Below are 17915 nucleotides of genomic sequence, written 5' to 3' on the forward strand. Positions count from 1 at the left end.
TGAAGTCCGACCGGGAGCGCAGCCATGTTCAGCATGATGCAAGCCGCCCGCCTCGAGGCCCTGCACCTGGCCGAGGATCCGGCCAGCGGCCTCAAGGCCGTTATCGCCATTCACAACACCCGCTTCGGGCCGGCGCTCGGCGGTTGCCGTTACCTGGCCTATGCCGATGAGCAGAGCGCCATTGCCGATGCCATCCGTCTGGCTCAGGGCATGAGCTACAAGGCGGCGCTTGCCGGTATCGACCATGGCGGCGGCAAGGCGGTGATCATCCGGCCTGCGCATGTGCCCAGCCGTGCCGCGCTGTTCGAGGCCTTCGGCCGTTTCATCGAGACGCTCAATGGGCGCTACATCACCGCAGTCGACAGCGGCACGTCCAGCGCCGACATGGATTGCATCGCCCAGCACACGCAGCACGCAACCAGTACGACCCAGGAGGGCGATCCCTCGCCGCACACGGCGCTCGGTGTATTCGCGGGTATTCGCGCCACTGCCCAGGCGCGCCTGGGCAGCGACGATCTGGAAGGATTGCGGGTTGCCGTGCAGGGCCTGGGCAACGTCGGTTTCGCCCTGGCCGAAGCACTGCATGCCGCTGGCGCTGAACTGCTGGTCAGCGATCTCGACGCCGGGCGCGTGCAACTGGCGGTCGAACAACTGGGCGCGCATCCGGTCGCCAGCGATGCGTTGCTCGGCACGCCTTGCGACATCCTTGCACCCTGCGGCCTCGGTGGCGTGCTGAACGCGCAGACGGTCGCCCATCTGCGCTGCGCAGCCGTGGCAGGCGCAGCCAACAATCAACTGGCCAGCCCTGACGTCGCCGACCAACTGGAGGCGCGCGGCATTCTTTACGCGCCGGATTACGTGCTCAACGCCGGCGGGCTGATCTACGTGGCGCTGCGTCATCGTGGCGAGGCGCTGCCGGCGATCACCGCGCACCTGACGCAGATCAGCCGACGCCTGACCGAAATCTACGCCCATGCCCAGGCGGAAAAGCGCTCTCCGGCACGCGTCGCCGACTACCTCGCCGAGCGCCTGCTGTACGGCGCCTAGCCGAGGCGTTGCAGGCGAGGGGCGAAGCGAAAGACCAGCGCCAGGCCGATCAGGATTGCGGCCATGCCGAGCAGCGCGCTGGCTGAGAGACGATTGCCCAGCAGCCCGTAATCGAGCAGCGCCGTCGTTACCGGTACCAGATAGAACAGGCTGGTGACATTGACCAGACTGCCGGCCTGAATCAGCCGGTACAACAGCAATTGCGCGCCCACCGAAATCACCAGACCCATCCACAGCAGCGGCACGATCAACCCGACGTCAAAGCGTACCTGCCACTCCTGGCTGGGTAACAGCAGCAGACTACCCAGCAGGCAAAGACCGTACTGCAGCGGCAGGGCGCGCATGGGCGTCTGCCGCAGGTTCTTCTGGGCGATGGTGCCGCCGGTGATGCAGAGCAGGGCTCCAAGAGCCAGCGCCACACCGGACACCGGCATCGAGCTGCCCATCAGGCTGTCTGCGACGACTGTCGCCAGCCCGGCCAGAGCCAGGAGCAAGCCGAGCACACGCAGCGGTGAGGTGCGCCGTTCCAGGAGCATGAGGGTGAGGATGGGTTGTACGCCGAGCACGGTGGCCAGCACGCCGGGCGTGATGCCTTCGGCCAGCGCCAGCATGTAGCAGATGCTGTAGCCGCCGATCATCGCAGGCCTGCCCTGGCGGTTGCCCAACGCATACCGCGTTCGGGTAGCCAAAAGCCGGTATGGCTGGCAATCAGCGCTAGCGCAGCGAAGGCGATGGCAAAGCGCAGCAGCAGAAAAGCGAAGGGAGAAGCATGGTCCAGACCCAGGCGAGCGAAGATCGCACCGCCGGACCAGAGCAGCACGAACAGAGCAGTCGCGCTATAGGTGCGCAGGGAACTCGAATCCAAATGCATGAGGGAACACCTGTCGAAAATCCGCATGAGCTCCGCTGGCGCGCAAGGGCACGCATCGGCAAGACCGATGGCGCGGAGCGAGGAAAAAGCGGGATCAGCCCGCTTGGACGGAGGCCGGCGGTGGAGGCGTGCCGGCGCGACAGGCAGGTGGCGGCGCGCAGCCGTCGGCAGCGGCGCGACAGGCGGCGCTGGCGAAGTCGTTGAGGCAATGCGCGATGAGGGTCATGAAAACAGCTTCGGATATGTCGCAGACGTTCGAAGGCTAGCCTGCCGCTGTCACCTGGTCAATGACCGTCGAACTCGCCCTGGTAGCATACCGGCGAGCTGGGTGAGTCATGGCGCTGCAGTTCCTCTTCGAGAAATTCGGCCAGTACGCGTGCGTTGTTATGCGCTTCGTCGCGCGCGGCGTAGAGCAGCGTCAGCGTGCCCTTCTTGGCCCAGTGCAACAGGCGCTGCCAGTATTCGGGGTGGGCGCACAGTTCGCGGCGGTAGGCCGTACGGAACGCCTCAAAGGCTTCGGCGCGATGGGCGAAGGACTTACGCAGTTCCCTGGATGGCGCCACGTCGGGTAGCCATTCATCGAGTGCCAGGGCGTCTTTGGACATACCGCGAGGCCACAGGCGATCGACCAGGACGCGTTGACCATCGCCGGCTTCGGCCTTGAGGTAAACCCGCTTGCACTGGATCATGGACCTGCCTCCATCGCCTGCGGCAATGCCGCACTTGGCGACGCCTGCGGGCTCGATTAGCGTGGTGAAAGGAGGATTCACCATGGACTATTTCATCATCGTCGTCACCACCGCGGCCGGCCTGTACTTTCACTGGTGGCTGTTTCGCCGCATTCGTCAGTGGACCGATCGAGACCTTGCGCTGTCCTTCGCCGAAGGCGACGAGCACAAGCGTCAGTACATGCTGGAGCAGTTGGCCCGTGCCCGGCGTGAGGGCATAAAGCGGCGGGACTTACCGGTCTGGCTGGAGCAGGCCGCGGCGCAGTATTCCGTCAGTCGCGCATAGGTCCTGGCCCCGTTGGAGGAACGGGGCCGCGGCTCCCGATCACTCGCTGGCGGTGTCGATTTCCAGCTCGTCGAGCGCGTCCGGCTGGCTCTTGAACGCCTTGGCGAAGACATCGCGGTTCTTGGCCATGAAGATACCCAGCTCCTCGCCCTGTTCCTCGCTCAGGGACGGAACCGCCTTGTGCAGGACCTCGCTCAGGCGCTCGGCCAGCTCCAGCATCTTGTCGTAACGGTCGGCTTCGGCCTTATCCATGAACAAGCGCTCCGGATCGCGGCTGCTGCGGTACACCACTTCGACGGCCATTCATCACCTCTTCTGCCTTCATATGTGTCGTTGGATTTAACTGGTTTTTTATACAGTATTGGCGAGGATAAAGGACTCGCTGCCGTTTGGCCAGTATTGCGTCCGACAGAGGATAGAAGTCTCGGCCGATACCGGCCATTGCGCCTGTGTCTTTCCGTCACATCGCTGCATCATCCTCAAGCTGGTGTTTTTCCTGCATGCTCGTCGGCGGGCATCCATGTCGGATGCCCGGACTTCATGCTTGTTTGGGGAGAGTGAAGGATGAATTGGGCGGAACGTCTGCGTGAGGGCATGCATGGCCTGGCAGAGTCGCTGGGCAATCTGTTGATGGAGGCCTTCCATTACCTGGCGCTGTTCGCCATCGGGGCGATCACGGCGTGGGCGGGGGTGATGACCTTCATCGGCATGCTGGAGAAGGGCCACATCACGGTCGATGACATTCTGCTGCTGTTCATCTACCTGGAATTGGCGGCGATGGTGGGCATCTACTTCAAGACCAACCACATGCCGATCCGCTTCATGATCTATGTGGCGATCACCGCGCTGACCCGCTTGCTGATTTCCGACATCTCCCACACTCACAAGCCGAGCTGGGGCGTGGTGATGGTATCCGGGGCGATTCTGCTGCTGGCGCTGGCGATTCTGGTTGTGCGCTACGCCTCGTCGCGCTTTCCGGCCGTGGCCGGCCCGCACCCCCGCAGCAAGGCGCGCAACCGTGAGGATGCCGAGGCCGAGCGCGACGATACCTCGGATTGAGTCGCCGTCGCGCTGTCAGTCGAGCGGCGCGAACAGCGCCGCCAGATCGTCCTCGTTCAGTTGCCACTGGCCCTGGTTGCCGCCGTCGAGTACGCCTTTGGCCAGGCTGGCCTTGGCTTGCTGCAGTTGCTGGATCTTCTCTTCGACGCTGCCGCGGGCGATCAGCTTGTAGACGAACACCGGTTTGTCCTGACCGATGCGGTAGGCGCGGTCGCTGGCCTGGGCTTCGGCGGCCGGGTTCCACCAGGGGTCGAAGTGGATCACGGTGTCGGCGGCGGTCAGGTTGAGGCCGCTGCCGCCGGCCTTGAGGCTGATCAGGAAAACCGGAAACTCCCCGGCCTGAAAGCGCTGCACCGGTGTGCGCCGGTCCTGAGTGCTGCCGGTCAGCTTGGCGTAGGCGATCTTGCGCGTCTGCAGCTCCGCTTCGATCAGTGCCAGCATCGAGGTGAACTGGGAGAACAGCAGCACGCGGCGGCCTTCGTCGACCAGCTCCTGGAGCATGTCCAGCAGGGCGCTGAGCTTGCCCGAGTCGGCGGCCGTCAGCTCGCCGCCGTCCTCGCCGAGCAGGCGCAGGTCGCAGCAGCTCTGGCGCAGGCGCAGCAGCGCCTCGAGGATGACGATATGACTGCGCGCCAGGCCCTGGCGGGCGATCTCGTCGCGCACTTTCTGGTCCATGGCCAGGCGCAGGGTTTCGTAGCGGTCGCGCTGCAGCTGGGTCATCTCGACCCATTGGGTGATCTCGGTCTTCGGTGGCAGCTCGCTGGCTACCTGCTCCTTGGTGCGGCGCAACAGGAAGGGGCGGATGCGCCCGTTCAGGTGATTGAGGCGCTGAGCGTCGCCACGTTTCTCGATGGGCGTGCGGTAGTCGCGGGTGAAGGCCTTGACATCGCCCAGCCAGCCCGGCATGAGGAAATGGAACAGCGACCAGAGTTCGCCCAGGTGATTCTCCAGCGGCGTGCCGGTCAGGCACAGGCGCAGGTCGGCCTGCACCTGTGCCGCGGCTGTAGCCGCCTTGCTGCGCGGGTTCTTGATGTTCTGCGCTTCGTCGAGAATCAGCAGGCGATAGCGCTGATGGTTCAGCGCCTTGAGGTCGCGCGGTAGTAGGGCGTAAGTGGTGAGGATCAGATCGTGCTCGCCGATCTGCTCGAACAGCGCCTTGCGCTTGCTGCCATGCAGGGCCAGCACGCGCAGTTGCGGGGTGAAGCGCGCCGCCTCGTCCTGCCAGTTGGGAATCAGGCTAGTAGGCATGACGATCAGCGCGGGCTTGTCGAGGCGCCCGGCCTGTTTCTCGCAGAGAATGTGCGCCAGGGTCTGCAGGGTCTTGCCCAGGCCCATATCGTCGGCCAGTACGCCGCCGACGCGCAGCTCGGCCAGGGTCTGCATCCAGTTCAGGCCCTGCACCTGATAGGTGCGCAGTTCGGCCTGCAACCCCTCGGGTGGAGCAATCTCGCGCACTGCCAGGTTCTGCAGGCGCTGGGCGAAACCACGCAGCTCATCGCCACCTTGCCAGCTTAGCTGCGGGCCATGCGCCAGTTCGGCCAGACGTGCAGCGTCGGCGCGGCCCAGGCGCAGCGGCAGGTGGTCTTCGCCGGGATCGCGGAAATACAGCTCGCCGAGGGTGGCCAGCAATGGCTTGAGACGGGCGAAGGGCAGGGCGATGCGTTTGCCGCCCTGCGGCAGGCTGACCAGCAGACGATCCTCATCGGCGCGCTGCGCCAGCGCTTCGGGTGCCAGCAGCCAGGGCGTGCGGCGAATGGCCTGGAGCAGGATCGGCAGCAGGCTCAGGCGTTGACCTTCGACCTCGATGCCCAGCTCCAGATCGAACCAGTTCTGCTGTGGGTCTTCCTCGACCTCGGCGTACCAGTCGTCGACCTCGGCGAGGTTGTACTGAAAATCCGGGCGCATATGGATCTGCCAGCCTTCGGCGCGCAGTTGCGGGAGATGCCGCTGGACGAAATCCAGCCAGTCGCGCTCGCGTTCCAGCTCGAACGGCTCACCGGCTTCGGCCGGCAGCGCTTCGCTCTGACGCAGCGCCACCTGCAGGCCGAGGCCTTCCAGACGCTTGCGCAGCGCGGTTTCGGCAGCGCTGTCGCGGATCAGGCGCAGGTTGCTGTGTTCGTCCAGGCGCTTGACCAGATCCTTGGCCGGCTTGCCGAAGACCTTGTGCCCGGCGTAGTCGAAGGCCAGCGCCGCGCGGTGCTGGGTCTGCTCCTGCATGCGCCCCTTGCGTGCGTCGAAATGCACGCGCACCTGGCTGCCCAGGCTGAGGATGGCGGTGGGAGCGATGCCTTCGAGGCGCGTCTCCGCCACTTCCTTGTCCGCCACGATGATGTCCGAGAGATCGCTGCCGGCGCGTTGCTGGGCTTCCAGAGTGAGCAACGCGGCGACCACGTGCTTGCAGTTGAAGCCGACCGGGCAGTTGCAGTGGCCGGTCACGCTCCATTTGCGCCCATAGGGGTGCAGGGTGATGCGCTGCTGATAGGTCTGCCCGGCCGAGCCGCGGCAGTTGGCGAGCAGGCTGTTGTCCTTGAGGCTGAGCAGTTTGCTGCGCTTTTCCTCGGCGTAGCCCTGGCCGCGACGCAGGTCACCGGCACCGAACTCCGAGCGCCAGTCTTCCTGGCGTAGCTGGTGGATATCCAGGGGCATCAGCGAAGCCCCGTGGCAACAATGGATGGGCGCATGACTGGGCCGTGGCAATGCAAAGCCGCAGATTTTCGCATAGCTGTGCGGCGATTAGCAGGCGTGGTGCCGAGATTGTCGACGAGTAGGGCGGGGCAAACCGCCTGCGCGAGTTACCGGAACGCCGCGCGGTACTGCCCTGGCGTGGCGCCCAGTGCCTGACGGAAGCGGTTGCTGAAATGGCTGGCGCTGGCGAAACCGCAGGCCAGCGCCACCTCGCTCAGCGAGGGCTGTGGCTGACGCAGCATCCGGCAGGCGCGAGCCAGACGCCGGGCGAGCACGTAGCGATGCGGCGGCAGGCCGAAACTGCTCTGGAACATGCGCGCGAAGTGGTATTCCGACAGCGCGCAAAGCGCGGCCAGCTGGCTCAAAGGCAGTGGCGTCTCCAGGTGCTGCTCGATGAACTCGCGAACACGTCGGCGTTGCAGCGGCGCCAGGCCTCCCTTGAGGCGCAGGCCCTGACGCAGGCCTACCTGGGTGAGCAGGGCGTGATCGAGCAACTGGTGGGCCAGACTGCTGGCCAGCAGGCGTTCGCCCGGCTCCTGCCAGTCGAGGGTACACAGCTGGCGAAAGCGCGCCGCCTGCTCGGCATCTTCGAGAAAGGTCGCTTCCTCCAGTTGCAGGCTGCGCGGCTCGCGGTCGAGCAGGGCGACCGCGCCGAGGGCGAATTGCTCCTGCTCTATATAGAGGTGGGCAAGCTGGATCTCGCCGTTGATGATCCAGGCCGACTGGTGCTCGGCCGGCAGGATGCACAGCTTGTCCGGCGCGCCCTTGTTGCCGGGCTGCTCGCGGCGAAAGGTGCCGGTGCCGCCGCTCAGATAGCAGGACAGCGTGTGATGACTGGGGGCAAGGTAGTCGCGCGCGTCATGGGCATTGCTCCAGCGGGCCACGGCCATGCCGTTGCCCAGTTCGGCCATCGCGTGCAGACGCGCGTTGGGCGAGCGGCTCATGCTCTGGAATACCTGCAGATGTTCGAATTGCGCCATCACCTTCTCCCGAATGCAGCCATGCTACGCCTGCCGGCAGGCAAAACCAGCGTCGGGGAAAAAAATGCGCAAGTTTGCGCAAGTCCGGGGTCTTAATCTCTGGAACGCCTTTGACTGGTGCTTAAGTATTTTTTTGCGCCAACCCGCGGCGCGGCGCGAGGACTCGGAGTATCGTGGCGGCCATTCAAACAATGATTCGCATCCCGGATGCCGCTCCCGATGAAATACCTGCGCCCGTTCGCTTTCGCCGCTGTTCTGATCACCCCCAGCCTGTCGGCTGCCGCTCCGCCCATGGAAGACAAAACGGCCTTCGTCGCCGACCTGGTGGGGCGCATGACCCTTGAGGAAAAGGTCGGCCAGTTGCGTCTGATCAGCATCGGCGGCGACATGCCACGCGAACGCATCCGCGAGGAAATGGCCGCGGGGCGCATCGGCGCTACCTTCAACTCGGTGGTGCGCCCGGAGAACCGTCCGATGCAGGAGGCCGCGCTGCGCAGTCGCCTGGGTATCCCGGTGTTCTTCGCCTACGACGTCATTCACGGTCATCGCACCACCTTCCCCATCGGCCTGGGGCTGGCGTCCAGCTGGGACATTCCGGCCATCGAGAACAGCGCACGGGTCGCGGCGTTCGAAGCCAGCGCCGATGGCCTGGACATGACCTTCGCGCCGACCGTCGACATTTCCCGCGATCCGCGTTGGGGCCGCACCTCCGAAGGCTTCGGCGAGGATCCTTATCTGGTGTCGCGCATCGCCGCGGCGATGGTGCGTGGCTACCAGGGTGATGACCCCAGCGATCCGCAGCGCATCATGGCCAGCGTCAAGCACTTCGCCCTGTACGGCGCGGTGGAAGGAGGGCGCGACTACAACGTGGTCGACATGAGCCCGATGCGCATGTACCAGGATTATCTGCCGCCTTATCGCGCCGCCATCGATGCCGGTGCCGGCGGGGTAATGGTGGCGCTGAACGCGATCAATGGCGTGCCGGCCTCGGCCAATACCTGGCTGTTGCGCGACCTGTTGCGCCGCGACTGGGGCTTCAAGGGCGTGGCGCTCAGCGACCACGGCGCGATCACTGAACTGTTGCGCCATGGCGTGGCCGCCGATGGCCGCGAGGCGGCGCGCCTGGCCATCAGCGCAGGCGTCGGCATGAGCATGGCCGACACGCTCTACGATGAGGAACTGCCGGCGCTGGTGCGCAGCGGTGCGGTGCCGCAGAGCGTGCTGGATGAAGCCGTCACCCATGTGCTGAACACCAAGTACGACCTTGGCCTGTTCCATGATCCGTTCCGCCGCATCGGCCGCGCCGAGGACGACCCGGCCGACGTCAACGCCGAAAGCCGCCTGCACCGTGCCGATGCGCGGGCCATGGCACGCGACTCGCTGGTGCTGCTGGAAAACCATGGCGATACGCTGCCCCTGAGCAAGAAGACCACCGTCGCCCTGATCGGTCCGCTGGCCGACTCGCCGGTGGACATGCTCGGCAGTTGGTCGGCGGTCGGCGTGGCCGAGCAGGCGGTGACGCTGCGCAAGGGCATGGAAGCGGCGCTCGAAGGGCAGGGCAAACTGCTCTACGCGCTGGGCGCCAACGTTACCGACGATGCCCATGTGATCAATTACCTCAACCAGCTCAACTGGGATCGCCCGGAGGTCGTGCCGGACAAGCGTACGCCCCAGGCGCTGCTGGAGGAGGCCGTGCGCGTGGCTTCCCAGGCCGATGTCATCGTCGCCGCGGTGGGTGAGGCGCGCGGGATGTCCCACGAGTCCTCCAGCCGCACCCGTCTGGATCTGCCTGACAGCCAGCAGGCCCTGTTGCGCGCGCTCAAGGCCACCGGCAAGCCGCTGGTGCTGGTGCTGATGAACGGCCGCCCGCTGGCGCTCGGCTGGGAGAAGGAAAACGCCGACGCGATGCTGGAGGCCTGGTACAGCGGCATCGAGGGCGGCCATGCCATCGCCGATGTGCTGTTCGGTGAGCACAACCCTTCGGGCAAGTTGCCGATCACCTTCCCGCGTTCGGTCGGTCAGATTCCCACCTACTACAACCACCTGCGCCTGGGCCGCCCTTATACGCCCGGCACGCCGGGTAACTATACCTCGCAGTATTTCGAGGAGCCCAACGGTTCGCTTTACCCGTTCGGCTATGGTTTGAGCTACAGCGACTTCCAGTTGTCGGCGCCCAGGCTTTCTGCCGAGCGCATGAAGCCGGGCGAGAAGATCCGTGTCAGCGTGACCCTGAAGAACGCAGGGCCGAGGGCTGGGGCGACCGTGGTGCAGCTTTACCTGCATGACGAGGCCGCTTCGGTGATCCGTCCGTTGAAGGAACTCAAGGATTTTCGCAGGGTCAAGCTTGAAGCAGGTGAGGCGCGTGAGCTGAGTTTCGAGATCGACGAAAACATGCTGCGTTTCTATGACGCCAGCCTGCAGCAAGTTAGCGAGCCAGGTGCCTTCCGCGTCCAGCTGGGGCTGGATTCGGAGAGCGTGCAGGAGGCGCGTTTCGAACTGTTGCCACGCCAATGAGGGTGTGGCCCAAGGAGGCGAAAATATACTTTCGCGGGCACCTGTGCCGGACTTCACGATCTGGTAATAATGCGCAGAAAGAATCCGCGCATGCGGGGACGTCACCGTCCGGTTGGCTGTCTGCATTGTGCTCGCGTTGTCTTTATACCATTCGCCTGATTTCAACCTTCGCAGCGACCGCCTCATGGGCTGGCCGCTGCCCGTCAGTACGTGTTGCCCTGGAGGCTGTGTGTCGATGAGTCGTTGTTCTGGAGCCCTTATGGGCAAGGCCGGCAAGCTGGCCCTCTGTGTGCTCCCTATGCTGTTCGCTGCCCAGAGCTGGGCCTTCGAGCTGGATGATGTGGCCGTCAAGGCCAAGGCGCTTGCCGCCGAACGCTATAGCGCGCCGCAAAGCCGTTTGCCGGCTGCGCTGCGCCAACTGCCTTTCGCCGATTACCAGAAGGTTCGCTTCGTTGAAGACAAGGCGCACTGGCGCAACGACAAGCTGCCGTTCCAGCTGTACTTCTTCCATCAGGGCATGCACTTCGACCTGCCGGTGAAAATCAACGAAGTGACTGCCGACAGTACCCAGGAGATCAAGTACGACCCGTCGATGTTCGACTTCGGCGATCTCGAACTGAACTCGGATGACCTCAAGGACCTGGGCTTCGCCGGCTTCAAGGTGATCAACGAGATCAACACCGGCGGCCGCCACGACGAAGTGATGAGCGTGCTCGGCGCCAGCTACTTCCGCATCGTCGGCAAGGGCCAGGTGTTCGGCCTCTCCGCCCGCGGCCTGGCGATCGACACCGCGCTGCCTTCCGGCGAGGAGTTCCCGCGTTTCACCGAGTTCTGGATCGAGAAGCCGCAGCCGGATCGCCGCAGCCTGGTGATCTACGCGCTGCTCGACTCGCCGCGCGCCACCGGTGCATACCGCATGGAGATCAAGCCGGGCCGTGACAGCGTGCTCGACGTGCAATCGAAGGTCTACCTGCGCGAGAACGTCGAGAAACTTGGCATCGCCCCGCTGACCAGCATGTACCTGTTCGGCGCCAACCAGCCCTGGCCGCGCCCGAACTACCGCCCGCAGCTGCACGACTCCGACGGCCTGGCCATCGCCGCCGGCAATGGCGAGTGGATCTGGCGTCCGCTGAACAACCCGCAGCGTCTCAACGTCAGCAGTTACCGCATCGACAACCCGCGTGGCTTCGGCCTGATGCAGCGTGGCCGTGACTTCAACCAGTATCAGGATCTCGATGACCGCTACGAGCTGCGTCCGAGCGGCTGGGTGGAAACCGTGGGTGACTGGGGCGCGGGTCATGTCGAGCTGGTGGAGATTCCGACCCCGGACGAAACCAACGACAACATCGTCGCCCTGTGGCGCCCGGAGAAACAGCCGGCACCGGGTGAGTCGCTGGATGTGGCCTATCGACTACATTTCAGCCGTGACGACGCCAAGCTGCACGATCCGCAGCTGGCCATGGTCAGCCAGACCCGTCTGTCCGAGGGCGATATCAAGCAGGCCAACCTGATCCGTCAGGCCGATGGCAGCACCGCGCTGGTGGTCGACTTCGTCGGTGAGGAACTGGCCAAGCGTTCGCCCGATGCCGCGCCGCAGGTGCAGGTCAGCGTCGATGACAACGCCGAGTTGCTGGAAGACAGCCTGCGTTACAACCCGGTGAGCAAGGGCTGGCGCCTGATGCTGCGGGTCAAGGTGAAGAACCCGGCGCAGCCGGTGGAGATGCGTGCCGCGCTGGTCGAGGACGGCAAGCCTGTGTCGGAAACCTGGAGCTATCAGCTGCCTTCCCATGAATAACACCCTAGACGCTACACAGATCCAGGATTACCTGGGTGAACTGCCGCTCGATCACGAGCGGCAGCAGGCCTTGGCCAGTCGAGTCGAAGAGGAGGGCGGCGATCTTGCGACACTGCATCGCGCCCTGCATGAGGACGATCAGGTCACCGCCGAGCCCCAGGAAGAAACCCGCGAGATGCTCGACTCGGTGCCAGCGAGGCTGGCGCTGGGCTGGCCGGATGCGCTCGAGCGCGGCTGCCCCATCGTGCAGGATCACCAGGGGCGTCCGACCATCGATTCGACGCCGCCGATCAAGCGCACGCGCATGGTGCCGGAACCCTGGCAGACCAATATCCTGCAGCGCGGCTGGCGTCGCCTCAAGGGCGAGAAGCCTGCGCCGCGACCGCGCACGCGCGAAAGCGAGGACTTCGCCGAAGAACGCTGGCGGCATGTCGCCGCGGTGCGCCGCGCCGCGCTGCTGCTGCTGATGATCGTGCAGACCGTGGTCGCCACCTGGTACATGAAGTCGGTACTACCCTATCAGGGCTGGTCGCTGGTCGACCTGGGGCTTGTGTTCGAGCAGCCACTGCGCGAGTCGGCGCGGCAGATTTTGCCGTACGTGGTGCAGACCAGCATCCTGGCGCTATTCGCCCTGCTGTTCTGCTGGGTGTCGATGGGCTTCTGGACCGCACTGATGGGCTTCTTCCAGCTGCTCAAGGGGCGTGATCGCTACAGCATCTCGGCCACCAGCTGCGGCAACGAGCCGATTTCGCCAAACGCGCGAACCGCACTGGTGATGCCGATCGCCAACGAGCACGTCCCGCGCGTATTCGCCGGCCTGCGCGCGACCTTCGAGTCGCTCAAGGCAACCGGGCAGCTCGAACACTTCGACTTCTTCATCCTCAGTGACAGCAACGATCCGGACATCTGCGTGGCCGAGCAACAGGCCTGGATGGAGCTGTGTCGCGACGTGGAAGGTTTCGGCCATATCTTTTACCGCCGCCGTCGGCGCCGGGTTAAGCGCAAGAGCGGCAACATCGACGACTTCTGCCGGCGCTGGGGCAGCAACTACCGCTACATGGTGGTGCTCGATGCCGACAGCGTGATGAGCGGTGATTGCCTGACCAGCCTGGTGCGCCTGATGGAGGCCAACCCCGGTGCCGGCATCATCCAGACCGCGCCCAAGGCCTCGGGCATGGACACCCTGTATGCGCGCCTGCAGCAGTTCGCCACCAGCGTGTACGGGCCGCTGTTCACCGCCGGCCTCAACTTCTGGCAGCTGGGCGAATCGCACTACTGGGGGCACAACGCGATCATTCGGGTCAAACCCTTCATCGAGCACTGCGCCCTGGCGCCGTTGCCGGGCACCGGTTCCTTCGCCGGTGCGATCCTCTCCCACGACTTCGTCGAGGCCGCGCTGATGCGTCGCGCCGGTTGGGGTGTATGGATCGCCTACGACCTGCCGGGCAGCTACGAGGAGCTGCCGCCGAACCTGCTCGACGAGCTCAAGCGCGACCGCCGCTGGTGCCACGGCAACCTGATGAACTTCCGCCTGTTCCTGGTGCGCGGCATGCACGCAGTGCATCGCGTGGTGTTCCTCACCGGCGTCATGTCCTACCTTTCGGCGCCGTTGTGGTTGTTGTTCCTGGTGCTGTCGACCTGCCTGCTGGCGATCCACACCCTGATGGTGCCGGAGTATTTCCTGCAGCCCAACCAGCTTTATCCGCTGTGGCCACGTTGGCAGCCACAAGAGGCGGTGGCGCTGTTCTCGGCGACCATGACGCTGCTGTTCCTGCCCAAGCTGCTCAGCGTGCTGCTGATCTGGATCAAGGGCGCCGAAGCCTATGGGGGTCGCACGCGAGTGCTGCTGTCGATGCTGCTGGAGGCCTCCTGCTCGGTGCTGCTGGCACCGGTGCGCATGCTGTTCCACAGCCTGTTCGTGACCGCCGCCTTCCTCGGTTGGTCGGTGCAGTGGAACTCGCCGCAGCGCGTGGATGATTCCACGCCCTGGAGCGAAGCCTTCCGCCGTCACGGTACCCAGGTGCTGATCGGTATCGGCTGGACCGCACTGGTAGCCTGGCTCAACCCGGACTTCCTCTGGTGGCTGGCGCCCATTGTCGTGTCCTTGGTGCTGTCGCCGGCGGTGTCGGTACTGACCAGCCGCACGGCACCGGGCCTGGCGGCGCGGCGCGGCAAGCTGTTCCTGATTCCGGAGGAGCACAAGGTGCCGGTGGAGCTGAGCAACACCGCCGAGTACGAACAACTGAACAGCTCGCGTGCGCTGCATCGGGGCTTCCTCCGCGCCGTGGTCGATCCGCTGTACAACGCCCTGGTCTGCGCCATGGCCCGTGCCCGTCACGCCAAGGTGGTGCCGGCTGCCGAAGCGCTGCGCGATGAGCGTATCGATGAAATCCTCAACGCCGGACCTGAAGGCAAGGTCGAGGCGACCCGCTGGCGTCTGCTCAACGATCCTGACGGTATGGCGCGTCTGCACGCGCGCATCTGGCAGGAGCCGCAACATCATGCCTGGCGCGAGGCCAGCGACCGCCTGCGCGGCGGTTGACGGCAAAACGTGTGTCGCTGACCTGTCAGCGACACACTTGCTTACAGCCAGACTACCCACATGCGCTTCGCTGCAGGCACCATAGGCTCCGGACATGGTCTGAAAGGCCCGAGATAGAGCATCGACCATCCAACAAGCGAAGCGCGCGGAACCGTGTCCGCGCCTTCCTGTCGCAGTCCCGATAATGCGTTGCCGCGTGCGCAAGCCAGGCCTTATGAGGCTGCTTCACCGATTTAACCTGACAGGGAACCTGATATGTCGAACCTCCAAGATTCCGCGCAGCGTTACGGCGCTGTCTCGCGGCTGTTGCATTGGGCCATGGCCGCGCTGCTGGTATGGCAATACCTCACGGTGATCGTACCCGAGGGGCACTTTCTCGAAAGCATCGTCGGCGGAACGCACAAGGCGGTTGGGCTGCTACTGCTGGTGCTGGTGGTGATCCGCCTGCTCTGGGCGCTGAGCAACCGCGGTCGCCGACCGGCCTCGCTCAGCGTTCCGGCGAAGCTCGGCCATTTGGCGCTCTATGGCCTGATGGTACTGATCCCGCTGCTCGCCCTGCTGCGTCAATATGGCTCCGGCCGCGCCTTCGAGGCCTTTGGCATGACCATCATGAGCGGTTTCGACGGGGACAAGATCGAATGGATGCTTGCCCCGGCCAACCTGTTGCACGGCAATCTGGGCTGGTTGCTGCTGGTGTTGATCATCGGCCATATCGTCATGGCCTTCGTGCACCGCCGCCAGGGCGATGTCGATGTGTTGGGGCGAATGATCGGCCGTTCTTCCTGAGCGCTATGGCAAAAGGCTTACACGCTGAGACGGCAACAACGGCTGTTGCCGCTCAGGGTAAGTCCCTACTCTATACACATCCCCTGCAGCGACGGATCGCTGAGGATCAAGGAAGATGACCAGGCCAAGATGGCTACCGACAGGATGTCGGATGGTTGGGAAGAAACCCGCTTAGGCGGGTTTTTTGTTGCCTGCGATTCTTGCGTCGCGAACCTCCTCACTCCTCTTTGCCGATGAATATCAGCAGGGCCAGCAGCGGCAGCCCGGCGGCCAGCAGTGCCGTGCCCGACCAGCCGAAACGTTCGTAGACCGGGCTGGCCAGTGCCGAGCCGATGGCGCCGCCCACGAAGATGCTGGTCATGTACAGCGCATTGAGCCGTGCGCGGCTTTGCGGCTCCAGGGCATAGATGGTGCGCTGGCCCAGCACCATGCTCATCTGCACGGCGAAATCCAGCACGATGGCGGTGGCGACCAGTCCGATCCAGCCCAGCCCGGCGCTGAGCAGGTTGGGCGCAAAGGCCAGTGGTGCCAGGACCAGCGCCACCAGGCTGGAGCGCCAGGTATGGCCGGCGTCGGCGAGGCGCCCGGCGATGGGGGCCGCGACCGCGCCGATGGCGCCGGCGAGGGCGAACAGGGCGATGTCCTGCTGGCTCAGGCCAAGATGGCGGGCAAGCTCCAGCGGCGCGGCCGTCCAGAACAGGCTGAAGCTGGCGAACATCAGGCCCTGATAAAGCGCGCGACGACGCAGGGTCGGATAGCGGCGCAGCAGCTGCACGAGCGAAACCAGCAGTTGCCCGTAGCTGGCGCGGTGGCTGGGGGCATGACGCGGAATGGTAGTGGCGATCACGGCCACGATCAGCAGCATCAGAGCGGCCGCCATCAGGTACACCGCACGCCAGCCGAACTCGCCGGCCACCACACTGGCCAGAGGCCGTGCCAACAGAATGCCGAGCAGCAGACCGCTCATGATGTTGCCCACCACGCGGCCACGGCTGGCCTCCGGCGCCAGGTTGGCAGCCAGGGGAATCAGCATCTGCACCGAGACCGAGCTGAGGCCGATCAGCAGTGCCAGGGCGAGGAACAGATCCGGTTGCGTGGCGAACGCAGCGGCCGCCAGGCAGAGCAGGGCAGCGACAGTGGTGATCAGCATCAGCCGGCGGCTTTCCATGAGGTCGGCCAGTGGCACCAGAAACAACAGACCCAGGGCATAGCCAATCTGCGTCAGCGAGACGATCAGGCTGGCGCGTTCGGCGTTGAGACCGACATCCGGGGCGATCAGCTCGATGATTGGTTGGGCGTAGTAGAGGTTGGCGACGATGGCGCCACAGCACAGGGCGAACAGCAGCACCAGTGCCTGTGACAGGGCGGGGGATTCTCGGGTGAGCGACGTAGTCTGACTGGTCATGATGATTTCTCAGGCGTTCAGGGCGGGATAGTCGGTATAGCCGGCAGCGCCACCGCCGAAGAAGCTGCTGCTGTCCGGCGCATTCAGACGGCTTTGCTGACGCAGGCGTTGTGGCAGATCCGGATTGGCAATGAACAGCCGGCCGAAGGCGATCAGATCGGCGCGGCCTTCCGCCAGAGCGCGACGTGCGCTGTGCAGGTCGTAGCCGCCAGCCAGTATCAGCACGCCGTTCCAGCTGCGTCGCAGCTGACGGATGATGCGATCCCAGGCTGGATTGCTGTCTTCATCGCGCTGGGTGCCGACAATCGCCGGTTCCACCAGATGCAGATAAGCCAGGCGCCAGCGGTTCAGTTCGCTGACGATGTAGCCGAAGGTGGCTGCCGGGGTGTCGTCGCCCATGCCCATGAAGCGGCCCATTGGCGTCAGCCTTACGGCCACTTTCTGCTCGCCGATTTCCTCGCACACCGCTTTGACCACCTCCAGCAGGAAGCGCGCGCGGTTGCCGATACTCTGGCCGTAACCGTCGCGGCGCTGGTTGCTATTGGAGTTGATGAACTGATCGAGCAGGTAGCCGTTGCCGGCGTGTATCTCCACGCCGTCCATTCCCGCTTCCATGGCATTGCGCGCGGCCTGGCGGTAGTCGGCGACTATGTTGCAGATCTCATCGACACTCAGCTCATGTGGAACGGGTATGTCGCTCCAGACGCCCCGGCCGTTATCGTCCTCGATAAAGGTCTGACCGGGCACCTGCATGGCGCTTGGAGCCACCGGCAGGCTACCGCCGGGTTGCAGGCTCGGATGGGAAACGCGGCCGACATGCCACAGCTGCAGAAACATGCGTCCACCGGCCTGGTGCACGGCGTCGCTGACCAGGCGCCAACCTTCAATTTGCTCACGGCTGTGGATGCCAGGCGTCCAGGCATAGCCCTGGCCTTGGCGGGATATCTGCGTGGCCTCGCTGATGATCAGCGAGGCGCTGGCACGTTGGCGGTAATACTCGGCATTCAGCGCGCCTGGCACGTTGCCGGGCTGCTCGGCACGCGAGCGGGTCAGCGGCGCCATCACCACCCGGTGGGGTAGCTGCATGTCGCCGAGGCTGATGGGGTCGAACAGAGAAGGGGCCATCTGAGGTCTCCGTGGTGGTTTGGCCTGGAGACTCAAGGTTAGGGACAGAGCGAGGTAAGGATAATCCGGCGCGCCGGCAACGCTGCATTGCG

Annotated in this window: 13 protein-coding genes and 1 pseudogene; 7 read left to right on the plus strand and 7 right to left on the minus strand. The window is 64.8% G+C overall.

Annotated features, from left to right (window positions below):
- Nucleotides 1-24: 24 nt before the first annotated feature.
- On the plus strand, nucleotides 25-1047 hold the full coding sequence (locus GYB81_RS15535) for a Leu/Phe/Val dehydrogenase (RefSeq protein WP_161865128.1): 1023 nt from the start codon (nucleotides 25-27) through the stop codon (nucleotides 1045-1047).
- Here GYB81_RS15535 and GYB81_RS15540 read toward each other — a convergent pair.
- Nucleotides 1044-1918 (minus strand): annotated as a pseudogene (locus tag GYB81_RS15540) (DMT family transporter). The gene GYB81_RS15535 and the pseudogene GYB81_RS15540 overlap by 4 nt on opposite strands.
- A 284-nt stretch (nucleotides 1919-2202) precedes the next feature.
- On the minus strand, nucleotides 2203-2607 hold the full coding sequence (locus GYB81_RS15545) for a DUF488 domain-containing protein (protein WP_161865127.1): 405 nt from the start codon (nucleotides 2605-2607) through the stop codon (nucleotides 2203-2205).
- 82 nt (nucleotides 2608-2689) lie between these two features.
- Between GYB81_RS15545 and GYB81_RS15550 the strand changes: the two genes are divergently transcribed.
- Nucleotides 2690-2932 (plus strand): hypothetical protein, encoded by a 243-nt coding sequence (locus GYB81_RS15550; protein WP_161865126.1) that lies wholly within the window; start codon nucleotides 2690-2692, stop codon nucleotides 2930-2932.
- Between the two features lie 39 nt (nucleotides 2933-2971).
- Here the strand turns inward: GYB81_RS15550 and GYB81_RS15555 are convergent, their stop codons facing one another.
- Entirely contained in the window at nucleotides 2972-3235 is a 264-nt protein-coding gene (locus GYB81_RS15555; RefSeq protein WP_013716633.1) for a YebG family protein, read from the minus strand.
- A gap of 261 nt (nucleotides 3236-3496) precedes the next feature.
- Here GYB81_RS15555 and GYB81_RS15560 point away from each other — a divergent pair, with 261 nt between their 5' ends.
- On the plus strand, nucleotides 3497-3991 hold the full coding sequence (locus tag GYB81_RS15560; protein ID WP_024309068.1) for a phosphate-starvation-inducible protein PsiE: 495 nt from the start codon (nucleotides 3497-3499) through the stop codon (nucleotides 3989-3991).
- Between the two features lie 15 nt (nucleotides 3992-4006).
- On the opposite strand, the gene GYB81_RS15565 is transcribed toward GYB81_RS15560, so the two are convergent.
- Nucleotides 4007-6637 carry a DEAD/DEAH box helicase gene (locus GYB81_RS15565; protein WP_161865125.1) on the minus strand — a complete coding sequence of 877 codons (2631 nt, stop codon included), beginning with the start codon at nucleotides 6635-6637 and terminating at the stop codon, nucleotides 4007-4009.
- Nucleotides 6638-6783: 146 nt separating this feature from the next.
- On the minus strand, nucleotides 6784-7656 hold the full coding sequence (locus GYB81_RS15570; protein ID WP_161865124.1) for a helix-turn-helix domain-containing protein: 873 nt from the start codon (nucleotides 7654-7656) through the stop codon (nucleotides 6784-6786).
- Between the two features lie 219 nt (nucleotides 7657-7875).
- Between GYB81_RS15570 and bglX the strand changes: the two genes are divergently transcribed.
- The 4 genes from bglX to GYB81_RS15590 all read left to right on the plus strand — a co-directional run bounded on the left by bglX (nucleotide 7876) and on the right by GYB81_RS15590 (nucleotide 15293).
- Nucleotides 7876-10170 carry a beta-glucosidase BglX gene (gene bglX, locus GYB81_RS15575; protein ID WP_178106598.1) on the plus strand — a complete coding sequence of 765 codons (2295 nt, stop codon included), beginning with the start codon at nucleotides 7876-7878 and terminating at the stop codon, nucleotides 10168-10170.
- A 259-nt stretch (nucleotides 10171-10429) separates the two neighbouring features.
- On the plus strand, nucleotides 10430-11965 hold the full coding sequence (locus GYB81_RS15580) for a glucan biosynthesis protein G (protein WP_161865122.1): 1536 nt from the start codon (nucleotides 10430-10432) through the stop codon (nucleotides 11963-11965).
- On the plus strand, nucleotides 11958-14507 hold the full coding sequence (gene mdoH / locus GYB81_RS15585; RefSeq protein ID WP_161897886.1) for a glucans biosynthesis glucosyltransferase MdoH: 2550 nt from the start codon (nucleotides 11958-11960) through the stop codon (nucleotides 14505-14507). The genes GYB81_RS15580 and mdoH overlap by 8 nt, the downstream gene beginning before the upstream one ends.
- 255 nt (nucleotides 14508-14762) lie before the next feature.
- Nucleotides 14763-15293 (plus strand): cytochrome b, encoded by a 531-nt coding sequence (locus GYB81_RS15590; protein WP_161897887.1) that lies wholly within the window; start codon nucleotides 14763-14765, stop codon nucleotides 15291-15293.
- Between the two features lie 217 nt (nucleotides 15294-15510).
- On the opposite strand, the gene GYB81_RS15595 is transcribed toward GYB81_RS15590, so the two are convergent.
- Together GYB81_RS15595 and GYB81_RS15600 are read right to left on the minus strand one after the other, a co-directional pair.
- Nucleotides 15511-16698 (minus strand): MFS transporter, encoded by a 1188-nt coding sequence (locus GYB81_RS15595; protein WP_161865119.1) that lies wholly within the window; start codon nucleotides 16696-16698, stop codon nucleotides 15511-15513.
- Nucleotides 16699-16707: 9 nt separating this feature from the next.
- Entirely contained in the window at nucleotides 16708-17823 is a 1116-nt protein-coding gene (locus GYB81_RS15600; protein WP_161897888.1) for an alkene reductase, read from the minus strand.
- Nucleotides 17824-17915 lie beyond the last annotated feature (92 nt).

The sequence above is a fragment of the Pseudomonas yangonensis genome (assembly GCF_009932725.1).
In the GTDB taxonomy this organism is placed as follows: domain Bacteria; phylum Pseudomonadota; class Gammaproteobacteria; order Pseudomonadales; family Pseudomonadaceae; genus Aquipseudomonas; species Aquipseudomonas yangonensis.

Excerpts from the sequence above, each read along its gene's own strand:
- GYB81_RS15535 (WP_161865128.1), top strand. The coding sequence starts at position 25 with ATGTTCAGCATGATGCAAGCCGCCCGCCTCGAGGCCCTGCACCTGGCC.
- GYB81_RS15545 (WP_161865127.1), bottom strand. The coding sequence starts at position 2,607 with ATGATCCAGTGCAAGCGGGTTTACCTCAAGGCCGAAGCCGGCGATGGT.
- GYB81_RS15550 (WP_161865126.1), top strand. The coding sequence starts at position 2,690 with ATGGACTATTTCATCATCGTCGTCACCACCGCGGCCGGCCTGTACTTT.
- GYB81_RS15555 (WP_013716633.1), bottom strand. The coding sequence starts at position 3,235 with ATGGCCGTCGAAGTGGTGTACCGCAGCAGCCGCGATCCGGAGCGCTTG.
- GYB81_RS15560 (WP_024309068.1), top strand. The coding sequence starts at position 3,497 with ATGAATTGGGCGGAACGTCTGCGTGAGGGCATGCATGGCCTGGCAGAG.
- GYB81_RS15565 (WP_161865125.1), bottom strand. The coding sequence starts at position 6,637 with ATGCCCCTGGATATCCACCAGCTACGCCAGGAAGACTGGCGCTCGGAG.
- GYB81_RS15570 (WP_161865124.1), bottom strand. The coding sequence starts at position 7,656 with ATGGCGCAATTCGAACATCTGCAGGTATTCCAGAGCATGAGCCGCTCG.
- bglX (WP_178106598.1), top strand. The coding sequence starts at position 7,876 with ATGAAATACCTGCGCCCGTTCGCTTTCGCCGCTGTTCTGATCACCCCC.
- GYB81_RS15580 (WP_161865122.1), top strand. The coding sequence starts at position 10,430 with ATGGGCAAGGCCGGCAAGCTGGCCCTCTGTGTGCTCCCTATGCTGTTC.
- mdoH (WP_161897886.1), top strand. The coding sequence starts at position 11,958 with ATGAATAACACCCTAGACGCTACACAGATCCAGGATTACCTGGGTGAA.
- GYB81_RS15590 (WP_161897887.1), top strand. The coding sequence starts at position 14,763 with ATGTCGAACCTCCAAGATTCCGCGCAGCGTTACGGCGCTGTCTCGCGG.
- GYB81_RS15595 (WP_161865119.1), bottom strand. The coding sequence starts at position 16,698 with ATGACCAGTCAGACTACGTCGCTCACCCGAGAATCCCCCGCCCTGTCA.
- GYB81_RS15600 (WP_161897888.1), bottom strand. The coding sequence starts at position 17,823 with ATGGCCCCTTCTCTGTTCGACCCCATCAGCCTCGGCGACATGCAGCTA.